Origin of the sequence: Amycolatopsis cynarae (assembly GCF_026802195.1) — a bacterium.
Taxonomy (GTDB): Bacteria; Actinomycetota; Actinomycetes; order Mycobacteriales; family Pseudonocardiaceae; genus Amycolatopsis_E; species Amycolatopsis_E rhizosphaerae.
On record NZ_CP113836.1, the window covers coordinates 2395160 to 2416543 of the forward strand.

Genomic DNA, 21384 nt, shown 5'->3' on the forward strand with positions numbered 1-21384 from the left:
ACGTCATTCCGGGATGTGCGGGGTGCCGTCCCGCATCGGCGGGAACACGAACTTCGCCGCTCCCGTGCCGCGCGTCAGCTTCGTGATGTCGGCTTCGGGCAGCACCTCGGTGTCGTCGTCGATGGTGACCTCCCACCGGCAGTGCGGCACCCGCCCGGCGGGCACCCGCGGCGGCCGGTGCACCGGCCGGATCCGCGCCTTCGGATTCACCGCCTGCGCGGTGATGTCGAAGGTGCCGTCCTCGATGGTGTGGCACATCCCGCGCACCGCGCGCTCGCCGAACTTCTCCACGTCCAGCAGCGCGCCGCACGAGGCGAGCTCGAAGTATCCCTTGTTCTCGTCCACGACCTCGTAGCGGACGTCCATGTAGTGCTGGGCGAACCCCGGGTCGAGCTGGAGCTGCTTGAAGATCGCGGGCACCCCGTTCCCCTCGATCCTCATGATCCGGCGGATGCGCTCGGTGTAGACCGGGCTCGCGCCCTTCCACTCGTCGATCGCGATCTGTTCGACCGCCTCCTGCCCGTACCGCAGGCCGATGGCCGCCATGCACGAGCGGTCCAGCAACTGGGCGATCAGGGCGAACTCGCGCACCAGCCGGACCAGTGCCTCCTTGGACAGGTCCTCGAACCGGAAATCCGGGTCGAACTCGCCCGAGTAGTCCTCGCGCTCGGTCATGTCCTACCTCTCCTCGGCCTGGCGCGCCCGCTGCGCGATCGCCTTCTCCACCGTCGTGTTCAGCCTGCTGCCCAGTGGCCAGCCGACGTAGTGCGTGAGGAAGAGCGCGATCTCGCGCAACTGTTCCTCGTCGAGCTCTTCGTTGTGCAGTGCCGCGTTCACCTGGATGGCGGCGATGTCGTCCAGGCCCTGCGCGGCGATCACGCCGAGCAGCAGTAGCCGCCGGTCCCGCAGGGAAAGCCCCGGGCGGGTCCAGATGTCGGCGAACAGGTGCTCCACGGTGATCCGCAGGTAGTCGCCGGGGACGTCCGGCGCCGACCAGCCGTAGACCTGCTTCATCATGTCCAGGCCCTGTTGCCGTTTGCTGCTCACGGTTCCTCTCCTTCCACAGTGGACCAGCCGGGCCCGACGCCGAGCCCCGCGGCGAAACCGTCCAGCGCCAGCCGTGCCAGCGGGAGGTCCACCCCGAGTTCCCCGGCGAGCTGAAGGGCCAGGCCGAGGTCCTTCTCCCCGAGATCGCGGACGTGCGACAGGATGCCGAACCAGGGGTCGTCCGGCGACACCGCCGCCGTGGTCGGCCGGAGCATGATCGCGCCCGGGCCGCCGGTGACGGCGTCGGAATGCCGCACCACCTTGCCGAGCTCGACCAGGTCGATGCCGGCGGCCTCGGCCAGCCGCTGCGCCTCGGCCGCGGCGGTGAAGGCGACGAAGTGCAGCAGATTGCGGGCGAGTTTCGCGCGGGTGCCCGCACCAGGCGGCCCGGCGTGCATCGACAGACTCGCCCAGTGCCCGAAAACCGCTTGGCAGCGCTGGAAAGCGGGCTCGGAGGCACCCACGAGCACGGCGAGCCTGCCCTGATGCGCACCGATCGCGCCACCGCTGACCGGAGCGTCCACGACCTCGATACCCGCCGGGGCGAGCTCGCGCGCCAGGCGGGTGGCGGTGGATTCGGCGATGGTGGCGTGGATCGCCACCACGGTCCCCGGCGCGGCCGATCCGGCCACCCCCTCCGGCCCGCACAGCACCTCGACGACCTGCGCGTCGTCCCGGACCATCACCGAGATCACCTCGGCGGAGGCGGCCACCTCCCGTGGGCTGCCCACCGCCCGGGCACCCGCTGCCACCAGCGGGGCGGCCGCCTCGGGCCGGGCGTCGTGCACGACGAGCCCGCCGGGCCAGTCCAGCAGACGGCGCGCCATCGGCGCCCCCATCTGGCCGAGCCCGACGAAACCGACTGGTTTCTCCACTGGTGCACTCCTTTGCCCGAATCAGGAACGGAAGATCTGGCCGCCGTCGATGTTGAAGATCTGGCCGGTCACCCACGCCGCGGAGTCCGACAGCAGGAACAGGCAGGCGCCGACGAGATCCTCCGGGGTGCCGAGCCGCTTGAGGGGCAGGACCTCCACCATCTTCTCCACGATCCGGCCGGGGGTGACGGTGCGCGTGGCCTCGGTGTCGATGGGCCCCGGCGCGATCGCGTTGATCCGGATCCCGGCCCAGCCGAGCTCGTGCGCGAGCTGCTGGGTCAGGCCGTTCACCCCCACCTTCGCCAGCCCGTAGAACCCGGAGTAGACCCAGGCCGCGGTGGAGGACTGGTTGACGATCGCGCCACCGCCGCGTTTCTTCATGTACGGCACCACGGCGCGGGTGCACAGCAGTGCACCGTCCAGGTTCACCGACATGAACTTCTTGTAGTAGTCCCAGTCGACGTTGAGCAGCACGTCGAGTTTCATCGTCCCGTAGATGGCCGCGTTGTTGACCAGGAAGTCGATGCCGCCGAACTGCTCGGCGGTGAACTCGGCCATCGCGAGAGCGGAGTCCGGTTCGGACACGTCGACCCGGGTGAAGGCCGCGCTGCCGCCCCGGGCCGCGATGTCCCTGGCGACCGCCCGCCCGGCGGTCTCGTTGAGATCGGCGACCACCACGCTGGCGCCCTCGCGGGCGAGCGCGTGGGCGTAGGCCTCGCCGATGCCCTGCGCGGCGCCGGTGACGATGGCGACCTTGCCGTCGAAGCGAGTCATGTCGGGCTGCCTCCAGCAGGCTCAGGCGGATTCGGCGATGACCTTGGTTTCCAGGTATTCCTCGAAACCGGCCACGCCCATTTCGCGGCCGATACCGGACTGCTTGTAGCCGCCGAACGGGATGTCCGCCGAGTACCACACTCCGCCGTTGACGCTGAGCGTTCCGGTGCGGATGCGCGACGCCACCGACCGGGCGCGTTCGAGGTCCGTCCCGTGCACCGCGCCCGAGAGGCCGTACGGCGAATCGTTGGCGATGCGCACCGCGTCGTCGTCTCCGTCGTGGGGCAGGATCACCAGCACCGGGCCGAAGATCTCCTCCCGGGCGACGCGGCTTTCGTTGCCCAGACCGGTGACCAAGGTCGGCTGCACGAAGAAGCCGCGCTCCATGCCGGGCACACGGCCACCGCCGTAGGCGAACCGTCCGCCCTCTTCGAGGGCCAGGCGCAGGTAGCCCTCGACGCGGTCGCGTTGACGTGCCGAGATCAGCGGGCCGCAGATCGTGCCGGGATCGGCCGGATCGCCGACCCTGATGCCGGACATCGCGGCCGCGGTTGCCGCGGCCGCCTCGTCGTAGCGGGCGCGCGGCACCAGCAGCCGGGTGGTGATGGCACAGCCCTGCCCGGCGTGGGTGCACACGGCGAAGGCCGCCATCGCGCAAGCGGCGCGCAGGTCCGCGTCGTCGAGCACGACGTAGGCGGATTTCCCGCCCAGTTCGAGGAAAACCTTCTTCAGTGACGCGGCCGCCGAGGCCATCACGGCGCGGCCGGTCGCGGTCGAGCCGGTGAAGGAGACGAGGTCCACCCGGGGGTCGGCCACGAGCTGGGCACCCCGGGCGTCGTCGCTCGAGGTCACGATGTTGACCACACCCGGGGGGAGGTCGGTTTCCCGGACGATCAGCTCGCCCACGGCCGCGGCGCACCACGGTGTGTCGGGCGCGGGCTTGAGCACGACCGTGTTGCCCGCGGCGAGCGCGGGACCCAGCTTGGCGAAGTTGATCTGGTGGGGGAAGTTCCACGGGGTGATCGCGGCGACCACCCCGGCCGGTTCACGATGCACCCAGCGCCGGGTCGGCACGCCCATCGGTTCGGCGCGGCCGAGATCGGTGATCCAGGGGTAGGACTCGGCCAGATCGGCGAAGAAGCCCAGGTCGGCGATCGGTCCCTCCAGTTGCGGGCCGCGGGTCAGCAAGGACGGTGCGCCCGCCTCGGCGACGGTGATGGTCCGCAGCCAGCCGACGTTGCGGGTCAGTGCGTCGCGCAGTTGCAGGAGGCACCTGGCCCGGAAGGCGGGGTCGCGTGCCCAGCCGGTCTCGTCGAAGGCGCGCCGGGCGGCGCCGATCGCGGCATCGAGGTCGCGGGCGTCGGCGTCGGCGGCGAAACCGAGGATCTCCTCGGTGGCCGGATTGACGGTGGGGAACTCGCCCGCGCCGCCCGCGCGTAGCTCGCCGTCGACGAGGAGCCGGGAGGAAGACGAGGTGGGCCAGTGGGTCGTGGCACGCTCCACGGAACTGGACATATGTCCAGACTGTAGTTCGCCGCTCCGATGGGCGCAAGATCCGGCCGGAGAGAACCCTCGCGAGAAGGGCCGGTGGTGTAGGAGGGGCCGGGCGCTTCCCGTGAGGGGTCCCCTCGCGGCTTTGCGGAAACCCAAGCCGCGGAGGGGAGTGGTTGGAGGGCAAGGGTTTCTTGCTCGGGGGTGCTGTTCAGAGTATCGTCTGGACACGTGTCTAGTCACGTGGGTGTCGAAGCGACGCGCCGCAGGCTCACGCAACGCCAGGCCCGGATGGTGCAGCGGCTCGCCGAAGCGGCGGTGGCGGAGCTGCGTGCCGTCGGCTACGCCGATCTGACCGTCCGCAACGTGGCGGCTCGCGCCGGAGTGGTGCCGGCCACCGCGTACACCTACTTCTCCTCCAAGAACCATCTGGTCGCGGAGCTTTTCTGGCGCAGGCTCCAGAAACTCGCCACGGCGCGCAACGGCGACGGGGGACCACGTGAACGGGTCGTGCGGGTGCTGCGGGACATCGCCCTGCTCGTGGTGGACGAGCCCTGGCTGGCCGCCGGGTGTACCACCGCGCTCCTGGGCGGCGAACCGGATGTGGCGCAGCTGCGGCAGCGGATCGGCGGGGAGATCCGTCGTCAGCTGCGCGGCGCCCTCGGCCCGGGCCACGACCCGCAGGTCCTGCACGCACTGGAGTTCGCCTTCGCGGGTTCGCTGACCCACGCCGGCATGGGCTACGTCTCCTACCGGGAAGTCGCCGACCGACTCGCCATCACGGCCACGTTCATCATGAAGGGGGCGTCTTGACCGACGGCATGTCCCAGCCGGTGTCCACATCGGTGTCCTTCAACCCCTACGACTACGCCTTCCACGAAGATCCGTACCCGACCTATGCCCGCCTTCGCGAACAAGTCCCGTTGTACCGCAACGAGGAGCTCGATTTCTGGGCGCTGTCGCGCTACGACGACGTGACCGCCGGATTCCGCGACCACAAGCGACTGTCCAGCGCGAACGGTGTCTCGCTCGACCCGGCGGCCTACGGGCCGCACGCCCACCGGACGATGTCCTTCCTCGCCATGGACGATCCGCGGCACCAGCGGATGCGTTCGCTGGTTTCCCGCGGCTTCACGCCACGCCGGATCAACGACCTCGAAGGGCGGATCACGGAACTGACCCGGCAGCACCTCTCGGCGGCGCTGGAGCGGCGCGAGTTCGACTTCGTCCGCGAGTTCGCGGGAAGACTGCCGATGGACGTGATCTCCGAACTGCTCGGGGTGCCTGCCGCCGACCGCGACCGGCTGCGCCTGCTGGCCGACACGGTGATGCACCGCGAGGACGGGGTGCTGGACGTGCCGCAGGCCGCGATCGAAGCCTCCATCGAGCTCGTGCAGTACTACGCCGCGATGCTCGAGGACCGGCGTACCCGCCGCACCGGTGACCTGTGTTCGGCGCTGCTGGACGCCGAAATCGACGGCGACCGCCTCGGTCAGGAAGAGATCATCGCCTTCCTGTTCCTGATGGTGGTGGCGGGCAACGAAACCACCACCAAACTGCTCGGGAACGCGGTGTACTGGGCATGGCGGAATCCGGACGAGCTGGCGAAGGTGCTCGGCGATCCGGGCCTCGTGCCGGACTGGATCGAGGAGACCCTGCGTTACGACACCTCCAGCCAGATCATCGCGCGCACGGCCGTCATGGACCTGGACTACCACGGGCAGACCGTGCCCAGCGGGGCCAGGGTGCTGCTGCTGGTCGGCTCGGCCAACCGGGACGAACGGATCTTCCCCGAGGCGGGCACCTTCGCGATCGGGCGCCCGCGGGAGCGGCAGGTCGCCAGCTTCGGCGGTGGCGTCCACTTCTGCCTGGGCGCGCACCTGGCGCGGATGGAGGCTCGGATCGCGCTCACCGAACTGCTCTCCCGGATATCCGCCTACGAGATCGAACCCGCCGGTGTGCGACGGGTGCATTCGACGAACGTCCGCGGCTTCGCCGCGCTGCCGATGCGAGTGGAGGCACGCTGACATGCCCCGTTTCGAACCCCATCCGCGACGCCGTCCGTCCGTGATCGCCGGGGCCTCCTCGGGTATCGGCGCGGCCACCGCCGCCGCCCTCGCCGAGTCTGGGCACCCGGTCGCGCTCGGGGCACGGCGAGTGGAGGAATGCGAGAAGGTCGCCGAGGGCATCCGGGCCGGCGGCGGTGAAGCGTTCGTGCACCGGCTCGACGTGTCCGATCCGGACTCGGTCAAAGGGTTCGTCGCCGCGGCCACCGAAGCACTCGGTCCGATCGAAATTCTCGTTTCGGGAGCGGGGGATCTGGAGTCCTCCCTCGTCCACGAGATGGACGCCGAGCGGTTTTCGGCCCAGGTGCAGGTACATCTGGTCGGCGCGCACCGCCTGGTGTCGGAGATCGTGCCGGACATGGTGCGGCGCAAGCGAGGCGACATCGTGTTCATCGGCTCCGACGTGGTGCGGGCGCCCCGGCCGCGAATGGGCGCCTACGTGCCGTCGAAGGCCGGGGTCGAGGCCATGGCACGGGCACTGCAGATGGAACTGGAAGGCACCGGGGTCAGGGCATCGATCGTGCGTCCCGGCCCGACGCTCACCGGGATGGGCATGAGCTGGGATCCCGAGGTCGTCGGACCGCTGCTGCGGGACTGGGCGAAGTGGGGTTTCGCCCGCCACCCCTACTTCCTGCGCCCCTCGGACATCGCCGCCGCCGTCCACAACGCGGTTTCCGTGCCCCGGGGTGTCCACATCGCACTCGTCGAGGTGCAACCCGAGGCGCCGCTGAGGAGGGAGCAAGATGACGCTTCGTGAGCCGCCCCTGGTCTCCGGGGGACGGGAAGAGCACGGCCATCTCGAAGAACTCCGGCACGACCCGATCGGGCTGATGCGCCGCGTCCGCGAGGAATGCGGGAACGTCGGCGCGTTCCGGCTCGCGGACCGATCCGTGGTCCTGCTCTCGGGGGCCGAGGCCAACGAGTTCTTCTTCCGGTCCGCCGACTCCGAACTCGACCAGGCCGAGGCCTACCCGTTCATGAAGCCGATCTTCGGCAGCGGTGTGGTGTTCGACGCGAGCCCGGAGCGCCGCAAGGAGATGCTGCACAACCAGGCACTCCGCGGTGAGCACATGAAGGGGCACGCCACCACCATCCCGGCCGAGGTGGGCAGGATGGTCGCGAACTGGAAGGACGAGGGCGAGATCGACCTCCTCGACTTCTTCGCCGAGCTGACCATCTACACCTCTTCCGCCTGCTTGATCGGGCAGCGGTTCCGGGAGGAACTCGACGGGCGGTTCGCCGGGCTCTACCACGATCTGGAGCGGGGCACCGACGCGCTCGCCTACGTCGACCCGTATGCCCCCATCGAGAGTTTTCGCCGCCGGGACGAGGCGAGGGCCGGTCTGGTACGGCTCGTGCAGGAGATCATGGACAAGCGGACCGCCGCGCCGCCGCCGGACAAGGCGCGGCGGGACATGCTGGACGTGCTCATGTCCGTCAAGGACACCCACGGTGCGCCGCGGTTCTCCGCCGACGAGATCACCGGCATGTTCATCTCGATGATGTTCGCCGGGCACCACACCAGTTCGGGCACCGCGGCGTGGACGCTGATCGAGCTGCTGCGCCATCCCCAGGTGATGCGCGCCGTGGTGTCCGAACTGGACGAGCTCTACGGCGACGGATCGGAGGTCGGCTTCCGCGCACTGCGGCAGATCCCGCTGCTGGAGTCGGCCATCAAGGAGGCCCTTCGCCTGCACCCGCCGCTGATCCTGCTGTTGCGGGTGGCCAAGGAGGACCTTCAGGTCGGCGGCTGCCGAATCGCCGAAGGCCGGCTGGTCGGCGCGACCCCGGCGATCTCGAACCGGATCCCGGAGGACTTCCCCGATGCGGACGCCTTCGATCCGTACCGCTATGCGGAACCGCGCCAAGAGGATCTCGTCAACCGGTGGACCTGGATCCCGTTCGGCGCCGGACGGCACCGCTGCGTCGGCGCAAACTTCGCCATGGTGCAGCTCAAGGCGATCTTTTCGGTGCTGCTGCGGGAGTTCGAGTTCGAGCCGGCGCAGCCGCCGGAGAGTTACCGCAACGACCACAGCAAGATGGTCGTCCAGCTGGCGCAGCCCTGCCGGGTGTCCTACCGGCGCCGGAGCGCGTGATGCGGATCGATGCCGACCTGGATCTGTGTCAGGGACACGCGATGTGCGAGCTGGAAGCGCCGGAGGTGTTCTCGGTGCCCAAGCGGGGAAAGGTGGAGATCCGCGAAGCCGAGCCCTCGGAGCAGCTGCGGGCCGAGGTGGCCCGCGCGGTGCGCTTCTGTCCGACCCGGGCACTGCGACTGACCGACGAGTGAACAGGAGTGGATGCGATGCCTGCCTTTCCCCGTGCGGAGCTGGACAAGATGGTCGACCGGTGGCTCAAGGAGAACCAGCGCTGCGAGGAGGCAGGCGACTGGCGGCCGCTGGCCGAAATGTACACGGAGGACGCCACCTACGGGTGGAACGTGGGTCCCGGCCAGGACTTCATGGCGGTGGGCCGGGAGGAGATCCGGGACATCGCGCTCGGCCAGGAGATGGCGGGCCTGGCGGGATGGGAGTATCCGTACCAGAAGTTCGTCGTCGACGACCGGGCCGGTGAGGCGATCGGCTTCTGGAAGCAGCTGGCCGGTGCCACCCGGCCGGACGGGACCCGGTACGAGGTCGCCGGGATCGGCGGCAGCTGGTTCCGTTATGGAGGGAACTGGCAGTGGTCCTGGCAGCGGGACTTCTTCGATTTCGGCAACGTTTCCGCGCTCTACCTGGAAATGATCAGGGACAACGCGCTGTCTGAGGGGATGCGGGAGCGCATCCGGCGCGCCACCTCGGGACGCCGCCTGCCCGGGTACTTCCGGCGTGGACAGTCGCCGGTGCCGATCTGGTGAGGGGGTGCGGCCGGAATGGTACTGAACATCGCGGACCTGTTCGAGCACACCGTGGATCTCGTGCCCGGCCGGACCGCCGCGATCTGCGGCGAGGTACGCCGTGGTTACGCGGAGCTGGAGGCGCGAGCGAACCGCCTGGCGCACTACCTTGCCGGGCGGGGCGTCGGGCCGGGGGATCACGTCGGCGTGTACACCCGCAACGCGATCGAGGCGCTGGAAACCATGCTGGCCGCCTACAAACTCCGGGCGGTGGCGATCAACGTCAACTACCGCTACGTCTGCGCCGAGTTGCGCTACCTGTTCGACAACGCCGATCTGGTCGCCCTCGTGCACGAACGCCGCTTCGCGCATCTGGTGGCGGAGGTGCTGCCCGAGGTACCCGGGCTCGGACACGTGCTGGTGGTCGAAGACGGTACCGAAGACGACTACACGGCCTACGGGGGAGTCGAGTACGAGGAGGCGCTGGTTTCGGCCTCGCCGGAGCGTGATTTCCCGGAGCGGAGCCCGGACGACCGGTATGTGCTCTACACGGGCGGCACGACCGGATATCCGAAGGGCGTCGTGTGGCGGCACGCGGACGTCTGGCGGGTACTGGGCGGTGGCATGGACTTCCACACCGGGGTGGAGCTGGACGAGTGGCAGCAGGCGTGCCAGGGGCCGGGAGCGAGCCCATGACGTGGTTCCCGATCCCGCCGCTGATCCACGGCGCGGCGCAGTGGGCCGCGCTGGCCGCGCTCTTCGGCGGGAACACCGTGCTGCTCACCGCGAAGTTCGACGCGGCGAACGTGTGGCGGCTGATCGAACGGCACCGGGCCGGCGTCGCGGTGATCACCGGGGACGCGATGGGCCGTCCGATGATCGAAGCCCTGCGGGCGGGCGACTACGACACCTCGTCGCTGGTGGCGCTCGCCAGCAGTGCGGCCCTGTTCTCGCCCAGTGTCAAGCGGCAGTTCGTGGACGCGCTGCCGAACACGGTGATCACCGATTCGATCGGCTCCTCGGAAACCGGTTTCGGCGGGATCAAGATCGTGGGCCGGGATCCGGAGTACGCCGGGGGACCGCGCGTACCGCCGGGGCGCGAGGTGCTGGTGATCGACGAGGCGGGCAGGCCGGTGGTTCCGGGTTCGGGGGTGATCGGCAGGTTCGCCCGGGGCGGCCACGTCCCGCTCGGGTACTACAAGGATCCGGAGAAGACGGCCGCACTGTTCGTCGAGGTCGATGGTGCCCGGTACGTGACCCCGGGCGATTTCGCGCGGGTCGAGGCAGACGGCACGATCACCCTGCTGGGCCGCGGAAACATGTGCATCAACACCGGGGGCGAAAAGGTGTTTCCCGAGGAGGTGGAGGGCACGCTGAAGGCGCACCCCGGGGTGTTCGACGCGATCGTGGTCGGCGTGCCGGACGAGCGGCTGGGGCACCGGGTGGCCGCCGTGGTGCAGGCCCGGCCGGGCTGGGAGCCGGATCTGCCGGAGCTGAACCGGCATCTGCGGCAGTCCCTGGCGGGCTACAAGGTGCCGCGCAGTCTGTGGCTGGCGGAAAAGGTCGAACGGACCCCGAGCGGAAAACCGGATTACCGGTGGGCTCAGCGGTACACGCGGGAACGATCGGCCTTCGCGCACGCCGACTGAAACCTCCTTCTTTCGCGGCAGGGCACAACGCCCTTGCGGCGGGTTGACGCGAAAGCAGAACACGTTCTACTTTGTGTCTGCGGCCATTTTCGACAGTCCTGGCAAGAATCCGAGGCGATCCCTTAGGGGGTAGGAGAATCCATGGACGTCATCGAGGGAGCGAAGCCGTGACGGCAGAGCGTTGTGAGCCCCGGATCAGCCTGGTCGACGGTGCGTTCTACGCCGGCGATCCCTATCCGGCCTTCGCCTGGATGCGGCGGAACGAACCGGTCTACCGGGACCCGGAGCCGGGAGTGTGGGGGGTGACCCGCTATCACGACGTGAAGGCGGTGTCGACCAACCCGGAGGTCTTCTCCAGCGCGGGCGGGATCCGGCCCGATCACCCCGCGATGCCCTACATGATCGATATGGACGATCCCGAGCACCGCAGGCGACGGCGGCTGGTCGGCGCGGGCTTCCTGCCGAAGGCGGTCGCGGCACGGGAAGGCGCGGTCGGCGGCATCTGCGACTTTCTCATCGACCGCGTCTGCGAGCGAGGAGCCTGCGATTTCGTGGCCGATCTCGCTGCCCCGCTGCCCCTGTTCGTGATCGGCGACATGCTCGGCGTCGAACCGGGGGACCGCGATGATCTGCTGCGGTGGTCCGACGACATGGTGCGTGCGCTCGGTTCTCCCGATCCGGACGCGATGACCGCGGCCGCCACCGCCTTCGTCGAGTACAGCGCCTACATCACCGAACGCGTCGCGCGGCGGAGGCGTGACCGCGACGAGAGCGACCTCATCGGGATCCTGGCCAACGCGGAGTTCGACGGTGACCGGCTCACCGACGACTCGCTGGTCATGGAGACCCTGCTGATCCTCATCGGCGGTGACGAGACCACCCGGCACGTGATCAGCGGCGGGATGGCGGCTCTGCTCACCCGGCCGGACCAGTTGGCGCGCCTGCGGGCCGATCTCGGCCTGCTGCCCACCGCGATCGACGAGATGCTGCGCTGGGTCTCGCCGATCAAGAACATGGCCCGCACCGCCACGGTGGACACCCGGATCGGAGACACCTCGATCCGGGCGGGGGAGAAGGTGCTCCTGCTCTACCCATCGGCGAACCGGGACGAAGCCGTGTTCGACCGGCCGGAGGAGTTCGACATCACGCGGCGACCCAACGACCACGTCGCCTTCGGTTTCGGCGCACACTTCTGCCTCGGCAGCAGACTCGCCCGGCTCGAACTGCGGGAGATGTTCGCCCGGCTGCTCACGCGCCTGCCCGACCTCCGGCTGGCCGGGGACGCTCCCGACCCGCTGCCGCGCCGTGCGGCCAACTTCGTTTCCGGCATCGAGGGCATGCCGGTGGAGTTCACCCCGCAACCGGCCAGGGCCCTCGCCTGACCGGCGGTGACGGGCAGGCGACGTGCCCGTCACCGCTCGCTAAGGCGTGTATCAAAGTGGCTTGGGTAGCGGTGCGGGTAGCGGAACCTCAGACGGTCCCTGGCTGTGGGATCTCCTCCTCATGAATGCCAATTCACGAAGCGCTGGCAGTGCTGTTCTTGCGCACGTCAGAACCCGCGCCGGTGCGAGCTGACAGCTCACAGCAAGCGGCTCCGCCGCTTAGGAAACATGCGCCAGTGCCTCCAGCACCGCGGCGGTGTCCATATAGAACGGATGCATCTCGGCGATGAGACCGTCCCGCACCGTGATCAACTGCATGACCGAGGTGTCCAGCGTCCGGCCGGTGCAGCGTGCCCGCAACCGCCCCCGGTTGTACACCACCACCGAAGGCGCCTCGGTGACGAACCGGTGCTCGAAGAACTCCAATGATTCCCAGGCCTTGCCGAAGGCGAACATGAACTGCTCGATGCCCTCGTGACCACGCCATTGCCCACCGTACGGGAGGCTTTCGGCCTGGTACATCACGACATCTTCGGCCAGGCACGAGGCCAGCCCGTCGAAGGAGGCATTTCCGAAACCGCCCGCCGCCACGTAGGCGGCCTCCTCGGCGTAGAACCTCTTCAGCGTTGTTTCGATGCTCACCCGGCAATGATGGGCCTTTCCGCACTCGCGCGCTGGCGGCAATCCGACCCTGGCTTCGATCGCGGCGGGCGGCGAAAACCGGTGGCGGTCCGGGTGCGCCTGCGGGCAGGCTGGGCGGATGGTCGACCCCTTGTTCGCCGACACCGATCTCGCCGGCCTCTACGACCTGTTCTCCCCGTGGGAGACCAGGGGCGATCTCGCCTTCTACCTCGGGCTGATGTCCCCCCAGGACGCCGTGCTCGACGTCGGGTGCGGCACCGGCCTGCTCCTGCACAAGGCCAGGGAAGCCGGGCACACGGGCCGGTTGTGCGGGCTGGACCCGGCCGCCGGAATGCTCGCGCAGGCACGACGGCGATCGGACATCGAGTGGGTCGAGGGGGAGCTGTCCCGCCCCCGCTGGGACCGCGAGTTCGATCTCGCGGTGATGACCGGGCACGCCTTCCAGGTGCTGCTGGCCGACGACGAGCTCCGGCGCGGCCTCTCGACGATCGCCCGGGCACTGACCGAAGGCGGCCGGTTCGCCTTCGAAACCCGCAATCCCGGTGCTCGCCCCTGGGAACGCTGGGTTCCGGACAACGTGTTGGAGGCCGACGACGGTGCGGGCGGCGTCGTGCGCATGTGGAACGACGTGGAAACCCCGGTCACCGGGAACACCGTCTCGTTCGCCACGACGTTCACCGGCTCCCGCTGGGACCGGCCACGATTCAGCCGGACCACGCTGCGGTTCGTCACCCCCGGGGAACTGACGGACTTCCTCACCGAAGCAGGCCTCGTCGTCGAGCGGCAGTTCGGGGACTTCTCCGGCGGGCCGCTCACCGCCACCAGCCCCGAGATCATCACCATCGCCCGCCGCGCCGAATAGCGCCAGGAATGGGCAAACTCGCCACAGCGAGGGGCACATCCGGGTCCGCCGTCGCACCGTCGCGCACGTCATTTCAGGCGGACCTCTTGATCACCTCGAACAGGCTTGCCCACCCCTCCTTCCCGCGGCCCGCGGCGCGTGCCCGGTCGTAGTGATCCTTCACCGCACCGGGGAGAGCGAGATCGATCCCGGCATCCCGGCTGGCGCCGAGGATGTGGTCGGCGGTCGCGCCCATCATCGCCACCGATGCCTTGTCGCCCGGGTAGCGGCCCTGGTCGATCGCCTGGGCGGCTTCGGCCAGATAGGACGACAGGGTGTCGAAATTGTCCGCGGCATAGGGCCGGAACGCCTCGGCGGAGACCCCGGCCGAGGCGAGCAGGGCGGTCGCGTGCAGGTAGGCGGACAGCGAGGTCAGGAAGACGTCGAGCTGGGCCTGGTAGAACAGCTGGGCCAGCGCCGGATCCGCGCCGCGGTAATCGGGTTTGCCCAGCAGACGCAGGATCGGCTCGCAGGTTTCGAAGAGATCGCGTGGTCCGCTGTAGAAGACGTACGCGGCGTCGGTGCCCACCAGCGGGGCGGGCACCATGACCCCGCCCACGAGCAGCCGGGCGCCGCGTTCCGCCAGCCAGTCCGCGGCTTCCCGGCTGCTTTGCGGCGTGTCGGAGCTGAGGTTGACGATCACCCGCCCGGCGAGCCCGGTGCCGTCCAGGATGTCGTACATCGCCTGGTAGTCGGTGAGACTGAGGATGACGGTCTCGCTGATGGAGAGCGCTTCTTCGACCGACTCGGCCCGGTGCGCCCCTTCGGCCACGAGCGGCTCGGCGCGGCTTGCCGTGCGGTTCCACACTGTCGTGTGAATCCCGTGGGCGAGGAAGGTGCGCACCATGGCCTGGCCCATCGGGCCGAGGCCGAGCACGGTCACGTGAGTTTCTCGGGACATGTCCTGCTTTCCTTGCTGTCATAGGGATGTTGCGGTGGTGTCGTGGCGCTGTTCGCCGGCGTCGTCCGGCCGCCGCGATCCACGGTGCCGGAGCCCGCGCACGATTCGCTGGGGGTGTGCTCACGCCGGAAATGTCGGTGCCCGGCGCTACCGTCGTTTTCGTGCGATTCGAAGTACTGGGGGAGCTCGCCGTCCGTGACGCGCAGGGCCGTGTCGTCCGTGTTCCCGAACTCAAGGTCCGTGCCCTGCTCGCGGATCTCGTGCTGCACGCGGGCCGTCCGCTGTCGGCCGACCGGCTGGCCGAGGACCTGTGGGGTGCGCATCCGCCCGGAAATCCGGTCAACACCCTGCAGACGAAGGTGTCGCAGCTTCGCCGCGCCTTCGAGACGGCCGAGCCGGGCGGTCGCGAGCTGGTGGTCCATCGCCAGGGGGGCTACCTGCTGCGCGCCGGTCCTGAGTCGATCGACGCGGCGTGCTTCCGCGCACTCACCGCCGAAGCCCGCTCCGCCACCGATCCCGGTGCGAAGGCGGCTCTGCTGAGCGAGGCGTTGGGCCTGTGGCGCGGGCCCGCGCTGCCGGAGTTCGCCGGTGAACCGTTCGCGGCGCCGGAGGTGGGCAGGCTGGAGGAGGAGCGGCTGGCCGCGAGCGAGGAGTGGGCCGAGGCCCGGCTCGCGCTGGGGGAGATCGCGGGCCTGCCGGCCGAACTGGGGGAGCTCGTGGCCCGGTACCCGCTGCGGGAGCACCTGCGTGCCCTGTTCCTGAAGGCGCTCTACCGCTCCGGCAGGCAGACCGAGGCACTGCAGAGCTACACGGAGATCCGGCGGCTGCTGGCCGACGAGCTGGGGCTGGCGCCCGGTCCCGAGCTGACCGCGGTGCACCGGGCGATCCTGGTGCAGGATCCCGCACTGGCCGGACCCGTGGCCCGGTCGCCGGGGACGAATCTGCCCGCGTTCCTCACCGAGTTGCTGGGCCGGACCGAAGAGGTGCGCGGGGTGCGGGCCGCGCTCGCGGTGTCCCGGCTGGTCACCGTCACCGGCCCGGGCGGGGTGGGCAAGACGAGGCTCGCGGTGGAATCGGCGAGGCAGGCGCTGGCCGGGTTCGCCGACGGCGCCTGGTTCGTCGAGTTCGGCCCGGGCCAGGACGAATGGGTGGCCGAAGCGGTGGCCTCCGTCGTCGGTGTCCGGGCGGATCGAGGGGCCGCCGCGTTGGCTGCGGCCCTGCGCGGCAAGGCGATGCTGCTCGTCCTGGACAACTGCGAACAGGTGGCCGGGCCCGTGGCGGAACTGGCCGCGCGGCTGCTGGCCGCGGCGCCCGCGGTGCGCGTCCTCGCCACCAGCCGGGAGCCGCTCGGCCTGCCGGGAGAACTGGTCCGGACCGTTGCGCCGTTGCCCGTACCGGAGGACGAGGGATCGGCCGGGGTGGCCCGTTCCCCGGCCGTGCGGCTGTTCACCGCCCGTGCCGCCGAGGCGGCGCCGGGGTTCGTCCTCGACGAGGCCGCGTCCCCCGTGGTCGCGGCGGTCTGCCGCCGCCTGGACGGTATCCCGCTGGCGCTCGAACTGGCCGCCACGCGGGTCCGCTCCCTCGGCGTGCACGAACTGCTGAGACGCCTGGACGACAGGTTCCGCCTGCTGACCGGTGGCCGCGGGGGCCCCGCGCGGCAGCGGACGCTGCGCGCGACCATCGACTGGAGCTGGGACCTGCTGACCGAGCCGGAACGCGTGGTGCTGCGCAGACTGGCCGCGCACACCGACGGCTGCACACTGGAGTCCGCCGAAGCGGTGTGTGCGGGGGACGACGTAGGGGCCGCGGAGGTGTTCGATCTGCTGGCGCGGCTGGTGGACCGCTCGCTCGTCACGGCGGCCGAACCGGCGCCTGGTGCGGGCGTGCTGCGCTACCGCCTGCTCGAATCGGTGTCCGCCTACGGCCGGGACCGGCTCGCCGAGGCGGGCGAGACGGAGCGCGTGCGGCGCAGGCACCGCGACTACCACCTCGGGCTGGTGTCCAGAGCCGCGGAAGGGTTGCGCGGGCACGAGCAGCGGCACTGGCTGCGCCGGCTGGACGCCGAGACCGGCAACCTGCGGGCGGTCCTCGACGGCGTGATTCGGCACGGCGAGGCCGCCGTCGCGTTGCGACTGGCCGATGGCCTGGCGTGGTACTGGTTCCTCCGCGGCCGCCTCGGCGAAGCGCACCGGTGGCTCACCAGGGCGCTCGCGCTCGACGGGGATGCCCGGCCGGAGGCCCGCGCACGGGTGGCGGCCTGGCAAGCCGGTTTCGCCGCCCTGCTCGGCGACGAAACCGACGTGGGGGAGCAGGCTCGGCGGGCGCTCAAGCTGTTCGACGACGTCGACGATCCGGTGGGACTGGCCACCGCACAGTGGTTCCTCGGCTTCGCGCTGATCGGATCCGGCGATCTTTCCGCCCTGGCCGAGCTCACGGATCGGGCGCTGGCGGGGTTTCGCGCCCTCGGCGATCGCTGGGGAACCGCCGCCGCACTCACCGAGTGCGCGGTCCAGGCCCGGCCGCGGGGTGAGCTGGCCCGGGCCCGGCGGGACGCGGAACGCGGACTCGCGCTGTTCCGGGAACTCGGCGACGACTGGGGCAGGCTCAAGGCACTCGACGTGCTCAGCTCGCTGGCCGCCATAGCGGGGGAGTACGACCAGGCCGGGTGGTGGTACCGGGAGCAGCTCAAGCTGGCGGAGGACCTGGGACTGCGGATCGAAGAGTCCTACGCGCTGTCGGGGCTGGGCCGGATCGCGCTGCTCAACGGTGACCACACGGCTTCGGAGGAACTCCACCGGCGCGCGTTGCGCGTGGCCACCGAGCAGTCGCACAAGCGGGGGATGCAGTTCGCCGAGACGGGGCTGGGCCTGGTGGCGCGGAGGCAGGGCAGGTTCGCCGAGGCCGAAGCACATCTGCTGCCGTGGGTCGGCTGGTGCCGGGAGCGGCAGGGCGATCTGGGCGTCGCGCTGCTCATGGCCGAACTCGGGTTCGCCGCCGAACAGCGCGGCGACTCCGAAACCGCTCTCCGGCGTCATCGCGCGGGGCTCGCCGCCGCCATGGCGGCGGGCGATCCGCGAGCGGTCGCGCTGGCGCTGGAAGGCCTCGCGGGCGCCGAGGTGCTGCGGAACCGGACGGAGTTCGCCGTCCGTCTCCTCGGCGCGGCGGCGGCGGCACGGAGGGCATTGGGTGCCCCGCTTCCGGAGGCCGAGCGCGGTGACGTCGAGCGCATCACCACCGCGGCGGTCGCGCGGCTGGGCGAAGCCGGTTTCGCGGAGCGGTTCTCCCTGGGCGGAAAGGAGGGGCCCGAAGCCGTTCTGGCGGTTTGCGGCCACCTACCGGCATGAAGGGAAAGCGCGTCGTGCTCGATAACCCGGCGAGCCCGCACGGGCGCCACCACCTGTTTCAACGCCGACGGCAGCACGTCGGTCACCTACTCCCGACGCGCTTGTCCAGCCAGGCGGTCCACCGTTCCAGTGCCGGGCCCGGATCGCGCCGCCCGAGGCCGAGCCGGAAGCGGTCGGTGGGCGTCGGGGTGAGTTCCGAGCGGTAGACGCCCGCGGGCAGGAGCAGGATGCCTTCCTGCTCCACGAGATCGGTGCAGAACGCTTCCACCCCGTCTTCGCCCCGATACCGGGGGAAACAGACGCACCCGCCGCACGGCGGTGACCAGTCGAACAGGTCCGGGTAGTGGGCGAAGAACGCGTCGAAGATCTCGATGTTGGCCGCGATCAGGCGGCGGTTCCGGTCGTGGATGCGGTCCCGGGCGCGCAGGGCGATGAGCGCGAGGATCTCGCTGGGCGCGGAGTTGCAGATGGACGTGTAGTGCTTGGCCCGTTCGAGCCGCCGCAGCACATCGCGGTCGCGGCAGGCGAGCCAGCCGATCCGGAGACCGGGCAGCCCGTAGGACTTGGACATCACGTTCAGGGACAGGGCGGTGGGCGACAGTTCGGCGGCCTGGGGCAGCGGTTGCCGCGGCGCCCGTTCGAGCCCGCGGTACACCTCGTCACTGAACAGGATGATGCCGCGGTCCTGGCATAGACGGACCAGCCGGAGCCAGGTCTGGGGATCGGGGAGGGTGCCCGTGGGGTTGTGGGGGAAGTTGACCGACACAAGCCGCGTGTTCGGCCGCAACGCGCGTTCCAGTTCGCCGAGGTCGAGTGCCCAGTCGTGCTCCTGGCGCAGCGGCACCCCGGTCACGTCGCACACCGACAGCGGAACGGTTTCGGCGGACTGGTAGTTCGGGGTGAGGACGACGGCGTGGTCGTCACGGTCGAGAAGGGTGCGCATGGCCAGGTACAAGCCCTCCTCCGCACCAGCGAAGCAGAGGATGTCGGCGGCTTCCAGCCCGTCGTAGGTGGCGGCGATGGCCTCCCGCAGCGCGGGCAGCCCGTAGGTCTCGGTGTAGCCGAGGTGCAGCGATTCCCATCGTCGCCTGGCGTCGTCGTCGGCCATGGCGAGCAGTTCGGCCAGCGACAGCGTTTCCGCGTCGGAGGCGGCGAGGTTGTCGCGGGCGACGAACTCCCAGCGGGAGAAGTGGGTTTCCAGGCGGAAGTCAGGCAGGGTCGGCATGGGGCCGCGGATCCTTCCTCAGCTCGGCGAGCAACTGGTAGACGGCCGAGCGGGACGCGCCCAGCGTCCGCGCGACGAGGGGGACGGAACGCCGCTGGGCGAAGATCCCGGCGGCGTCGAGCCGGGCGAGCAGGACCAGCCGGTCCTGCCGGGTCAGCCGGTCCACGGGGGTGCCCCGGTCGCGCACGTAGGCGCCCACGGTCTCGTGCACCGTCTCCGTCCAGTCCCGCTCGAACAGCATGCCCGGCTGCGCGGTGACGGGCGCGGCGAACCCGGAGAGCAGGTTCGCCGCGGCGTCGAAGGCGCTTCGGTCCACGTTGATGCACAGCACCAGCCGGGCCCGCCCGTGATCGTCGCGGAGGACGGCGCTGACGCTGGACAGGCGCCGTCCGTCGGCCAGTGACTTCAGGTACGGCCCGTGCACGTCCTCCCCGGCCGAGGGCAGGCTGTCGAGCTCTCCGAGCAGGGAGGGGTCGCCGGGCTTGCGCCCGGACAACGGGTTCCAGATCGCCACGATGCGGTCGGTGGCCGGATCGTGCAGCACCACCTCCGCGTGCGGCGACAGCAGTCGCGCTATCGCCTCGCCCGCCGGTGCCCAGCTCTCCCACATGGTGTGGACACTACATCCAGGATGGACATTCTGTCCAAGAGGGGCAGGGTCGGGTAGGGCCCCGGGGCCGTGCCGCGGCCGGATATACGTCGGCGGGGGCGGCCGGTTCGGCGAACTTCGGTTCGGTCGTTTCCCTCGGTTCTGCGACACCCCGCAGCACACGATCCGGTTCGGACAGTCCACTGTAGAGAGCTGCCCGTGTGCCTGACGCTCGGCCAAGATGGTGCCGCCCCGGGGCACCGGACCGCGGTCACGCGCCCGGGGCGCGCCGCGGGCCGTACTCGCCGTCGGTGACTCCTGCCTGCTCGGCGGGCACTTCGTGGTGCCAGCCGCCCCGGCCGCCCACGGACCGCCGGCCCACCCCTTCGGACTAACGCAAGGGCGGGGATTACCGCTGGTAGCGGCGTTTTCCGTGCGCCAGGCCGATTCGCGGCGCCCTGGTTACCGTGGGAGCACCAGGGACGAAAGGCGGTGAGTACTCCATGGACAGTGCGCGTTCCCGGGTCGTGTCCGGCCGCGTGACGGGCGGCCTGCTGGTGGCCGGTCTCGCGGTCACCGGCTGGGTCACCGGCTGTGGTTCTTCCGGCCAGGACGCCCCGCCACCGGCCGGGGTCACCACCACCGGCCCGGCCGGGCAGGGCGCTCCGCCGCCGGGGGCTCCGCCGCAGGGGACCGGTGAGGCACCGCCGTCCCCGCAGGCCGCCCCGCCGCCCGCCGCGGACGGCGGGGCCGAGCGGTGCTCCACCGGGAACTGCGAGATCAGCGTGTCCGGCCCGATGGACATTCGGCTCACCGGACAGGGTGGCGGGATCACCACTCTCACGGTGGAAAGAGCGGACCCGAACGGGCTGGTCTACCGGGCCGTGTCCGGTGGCAGAAGCAGTTCCGGCAACCTCCAGCCCGGCTGCACGGTTTCGCTGACCCGGAGCGGTCAGTACAGCGTCTGCTCGGACGACGGTGAGCCCGGGCCTCCGGTGCGGAAGGCGGGCGTCCTGGCGATGCAGGTGCTGGACGGGGGCGCCGGCGGCCTCCGGCTTCGCCTCGTGTCCGGCTGACCGGCCACATGCGACGGTGCCACCGAGGTGCTGTGCCGGAAAATCGCCCGGCTGAAAAGGAAAACCTCTACACCTGGTGGTACGGCTGCACGACCTCGGTGTGCCAGGCACCCGGATCGGGCTGTTCGGCGGGGTTGGTGAGGTAGACCTCCCAGGCGTCCCCGACCGGTTCGCCACCGTGGTCCTTCACCCATGAGGTGAGCGCCTGGTACGCGGGTTCCATCTGATCGTAGGGACCCACGTGCAGGGTCGACACCACCGGTCCGCCGGGCAGCGTCGAGGGGATGACCTGATCGGTCGCCTCGATCGGCGCGGTGACCGGGAACCCCGCTTCCACGGTGAACCGGTCGTCCCCCCGGATGTGGAAGCGGGCGAACGGCGGGCCCGCGGGATAGGCGCCCTGTGCGGCGACGGCCTCGGTCACGGCCTGGTAGGTCCTGCCGAGCCAGGGGCCGATCTCCGCGACCGGCAACGTGTCCTCGGCGATCGCCGAGGGCTGCTCGTGCCTGGTCTCCGCCTGGATCTCGTAGGTCCTCATGGCGTTCAGCGTCGCCCGTACCGGAAACCCCCTCAAGGGCCGTAAGTC

At 70.4% G+C, this 21384-nt stretch carries 22 protein-coding genes; 12 read left to right on the forward strand and 10 right to left on the reverse strand.

The window, feature by feature from the left end:
• Positions 1 to 3: 3 nt before the first annotated feature.
• The 5 genes from ORV05_RS11345 to ORV05_RS11365 are packed head-to-tail and all read right to left on the reverse strand — an operon-like array spanning position 4 to position 4211.
• Positions 4 to 675, reverse strand: a complete 672-nt coding sequence (locus ORV05_RS11345; RefSeq protein WP_268758420.1) for a hypothetical protein — start codon at positions 673 to 675, stop codon at positions 4 to 6.
• Between the two features lie 3 nt (positions 676 to 678).
• Positions 679 to 1047 (reverse strand): carboxymuconolactone decarboxylase family protein, encoded by a 369-nt coding sequence (locus tag ORV05_RS11350; protein WP_268758421.1) that lies wholly within the window; start codon positions 1045 to 1047, stop codon positions 679 to 681.
• Entirely contained in the window at positions 1044 to 1922 is an 879-nt protein-coding gene (locus ORV05_RS11355; RefSeq protein WP_268758422.1) for an NAD(P)-dependent oxidoreductase, read from the reverse strand. Before ORV05_RS11355 ends, ORV05_RS11350 begins: the two co-directional genes overlap by 4 nt.
• 21 nt (positions 1923 to 1943) lie before the next feature.
• A complete protein-coding gene (locus ORV05_RS11360; protein ID WP_268758423.1) occupies positions 1944 to 2696 on the reverse strand; it encodes an SDR family oxidoreductase in 753 nt (250 codons plus the stop codon).
• Positions 2697 to 2717: 21 nt separating this feature from the next.
• Positions 2718 to 4211 (reverse strand): aldehyde dehydrogenase, encoded by a 1494-nt coding sequence (locus tag ORV05_RS11365; protein WP_268758424.1) that lies wholly within the window; start codon positions 4209 to 4211, stop codon positions 2718 to 2720.
• Positions 4212 to 4418: 207 nt separating this feature from the next.
• Between ORV05_RS11365 and ORV05_RS11370 the strand changes: the two genes are divergently transcribed.
• The 9 genes from ORV05_RS11370 to ORV05_RS11410 all read left to right on the forward strand — a co-directional run bounded on the left by ORV05_RS11370 (position 4419) and on the right by ORV05_RS11410 (position 12120).
• On the forward strand, positions 4419 to 5000 hold the full coding sequence (locus ORV05_RS11370) for a TetR/AcrR family transcriptional regulator (protein ID WP_268758425.1): 582 nt from the start codon (positions 4419 to 4421) through the stop codon (positions 4998 to 5000).
• Entirely contained in the window at positions 4997 to 6214 is a 1218-nt protein-coding gene (locus tag ORV05_RS11375) for a cytochrome P450 (protein WP_268758426.1), read from the forward strand. Before ORV05_RS11370 ends, ORV05_RS11375 begins: the two co-directional genes overlap by 4 nt.
• 1 nt (position 6215) lies before the next feature.
• Entirely contained in the window at positions 6216 to 7010 is a 795-nt protein-coding gene (locus ORV05_RS11380) for an SDR family oxidoreductase (RefSeq protein ID WP_268758427.1), read from the forward strand.
• The gene (locus tag ORV05_RS11385; protein WP_268758428.1) at positions 6997 to 8349 is read left to right on the forward strand and encodes a cytochrome P450; all 1353 of its coding nucleotides are present in this window, start codon (positions 6997 to 6999) and stop codon (positions 8347 to 8349) included. Before ORV05_RS11380 ends, ORV05_RS11385 begins: the two co-directional genes overlap by 14 nt.
• Complete coding sequence (locus tag ORV05_RS11390) at positions 8349 to 8543, forward strand: ferredoxin (protein WP_268758429.1); 195 nt, start codon at positions 8349 to 8351, stop codon at positions 8541 to 8543. Before ORV05_RS11385 ends, ORV05_RS11390 begins: the two co-directional genes overlap by 1 nt.
• Before the next feature lie 15 nt (positions 8544 to 8558).
• Complete coding sequence (locus ORV05_RS11395; RefSeq protein WP_268758430.1) at positions 8559 to 9110, forward strand: Cif family virulence factor; 552 nt, start codon at positions 8559 to 8561, stop codon at positions 9108 to 9110.
• 15 nt (positions 9111 to 9125) lie between these two features.
• Positions 9126 to 9785 carry an AMP-binding protein gene (locus ORV05_RS11400; protein ID WP_268758431.1) on the forward strand — a complete coding sequence of 220 codons (660 nt, stop codon included), beginning with the start codon at positions 9126 to 9128 and terminating at the stop codon, positions 9783 to 9785.
• Positions 9782 to 10738, forward strand: coding sequence for an AMP-binding enzyme (locus ORV05_RS11405; protein ID WP_268758432.1), 957 nt, complete (start codon positions 9782 to 9784; stop codon positions 10736 to 10738). The genes ORV05_RS11400 and ORV05_RS11405 overlap by 4 nt, the downstream gene beginning before the upstream one ends.
• Before the next feature lie 167 nt (positions 10739 to 10905).
• Entirely contained in the window at positions 10906 to 12120 is a 1215-nt protein-coding gene (locus ORV05_RS11410) for a cytochrome P450 (protein ID WP_268758433.1), read from the forward strand.
• Positions 12121 to 12339: 219 nt separating this feature from the next.
• On the opposite strand, the gene ORV05_RS11415 is transcribed toward ORV05_RS11410, so the two are convergent.
• Entirely contained in the window at positions 12340 to 12762 is a 423-nt protein-coding gene (locus ORV05_RS11415) for a nuclear transport factor 2 family protein (protein ID WP_268758434.1), read from the reverse strand.
• Between the two features lie 118 nt (positions 12763 to 12880).
• Between ORV05_RS11415 and ORV05_RS11420 the strand changes: the two genes are divergently transcribed.
• Positions 12881 to 13624 carry a class I SAM-dependent DNA methyltransferase gene (locus ORV05_RS11420; RefSeq protein WP_268758435.1) on the forward strand — a complete coding sequence of 248 codons (744 nt, stop codon included), beginning with the start codon at positions 12881 to 12883 and terminating at the stop codon, positions 13622 to 13624.
• Positions 13625 to 13697: 73 nt separating this feature from the next.
• On the opposite strand, the gene ORV05_RS11425 is transcribed toward ORV05_RS11420, so the two are convergent.
• Complete coding sequence (locus ORV05_RS11425; RefSeq protein WP_268758436.1) at positions 13698 to 14564, reverse strand: NAD(P)-dependent oxidoreductase; 867 nt, start codon at positions 14562 to 14564, stop codon at positions 13698 to 13700.
• Between the two features lie 161 nt (positions 14565 to 14725).
• Here ORV05_RS11425 and ORV05_RS11430 point away from each other — a divergent pair, with 161 nt between their 5' ends.
• Positions 14726 to 17908 carry a BTAD domain-containing putative transcriptional regulator gene (locus ORV05_RS11430; protein WP_268758437.1) on the forward strand — a complete coding sequence of 1061 codons (3183 nt, stop codon included), beginning with the start codon at positions 14726 to 14728 and terminating at the stop codon, positions 17906 to 17908.
• Between the two features lie 82 nt (positions 17909 to 17990).
• Here ORV05_RS11430 and ORV05_RS11435 read toward each other — a convergent pair whose 3' ends face one another.
• Positions 17991 to 19133, reverse strand: a complete 1143-nt coding sequence (locus ORV05_RS11435) for a pyridoxal phosphate-dependent aminotransferase (RefSeq protein WP_268758438.1) — start codon at positions 19131 to 19133, stop codon at positions 17991 to 17993.
• The gene (locus ORV05_RS11440; RefSeq protein ID WP_268758439.1) at positions 19117 to 19743 is read right to left on the reverse strand and encodes a helix-turn-helix transcriptional regulator; all 627 of its coding nucleotides are present in this window, start codon (positions 19741 to 19743) and stop codon (positions 19117 to 19119) included. The genes ORV05_RS11435 and ORV05_RS11440 overlap by 17 nt, the downstream gene beginning before the upstream one ends.
• Positions 19744 to 20225: 482 nt before the next feature.
• On the opposite strand from ORV05_RS11440, the gene ORV05_RS11445 reads away from it, so the two are divergent.
• Complete coding sequence (locus tag ORV05_RS11445; RefSeq protein WP_268758440.1) at positions 20226 to 20798, forward strand: hypothetical protein; 573 nt, start codon at positions 20226 to 20228, stop codon at positions 20796 to 20798.
• Positions 20799 to 20865: 67 nt separating this feature from the next.
• On the opposite strand, the gene ORV05_RS11450 is transcribed toward ORV05_RS11445, so the two are convergent.
• Positions 20866 to 21336 carry a GyrI-like domain-containing protein gene (locus ORV05_RS11450; RefSeq protein WP_268758441.1) on the reverse strand — a complete coding sequence of 157 codons (471 nt, stop codon included), beginning with the start codon at positions 21334 to 21336 and terminating at the stop codon, positions 20866 to 20868.
• Between the last annotated feature and the right edge of the window lie 48 nt (positions 21337 to 21384).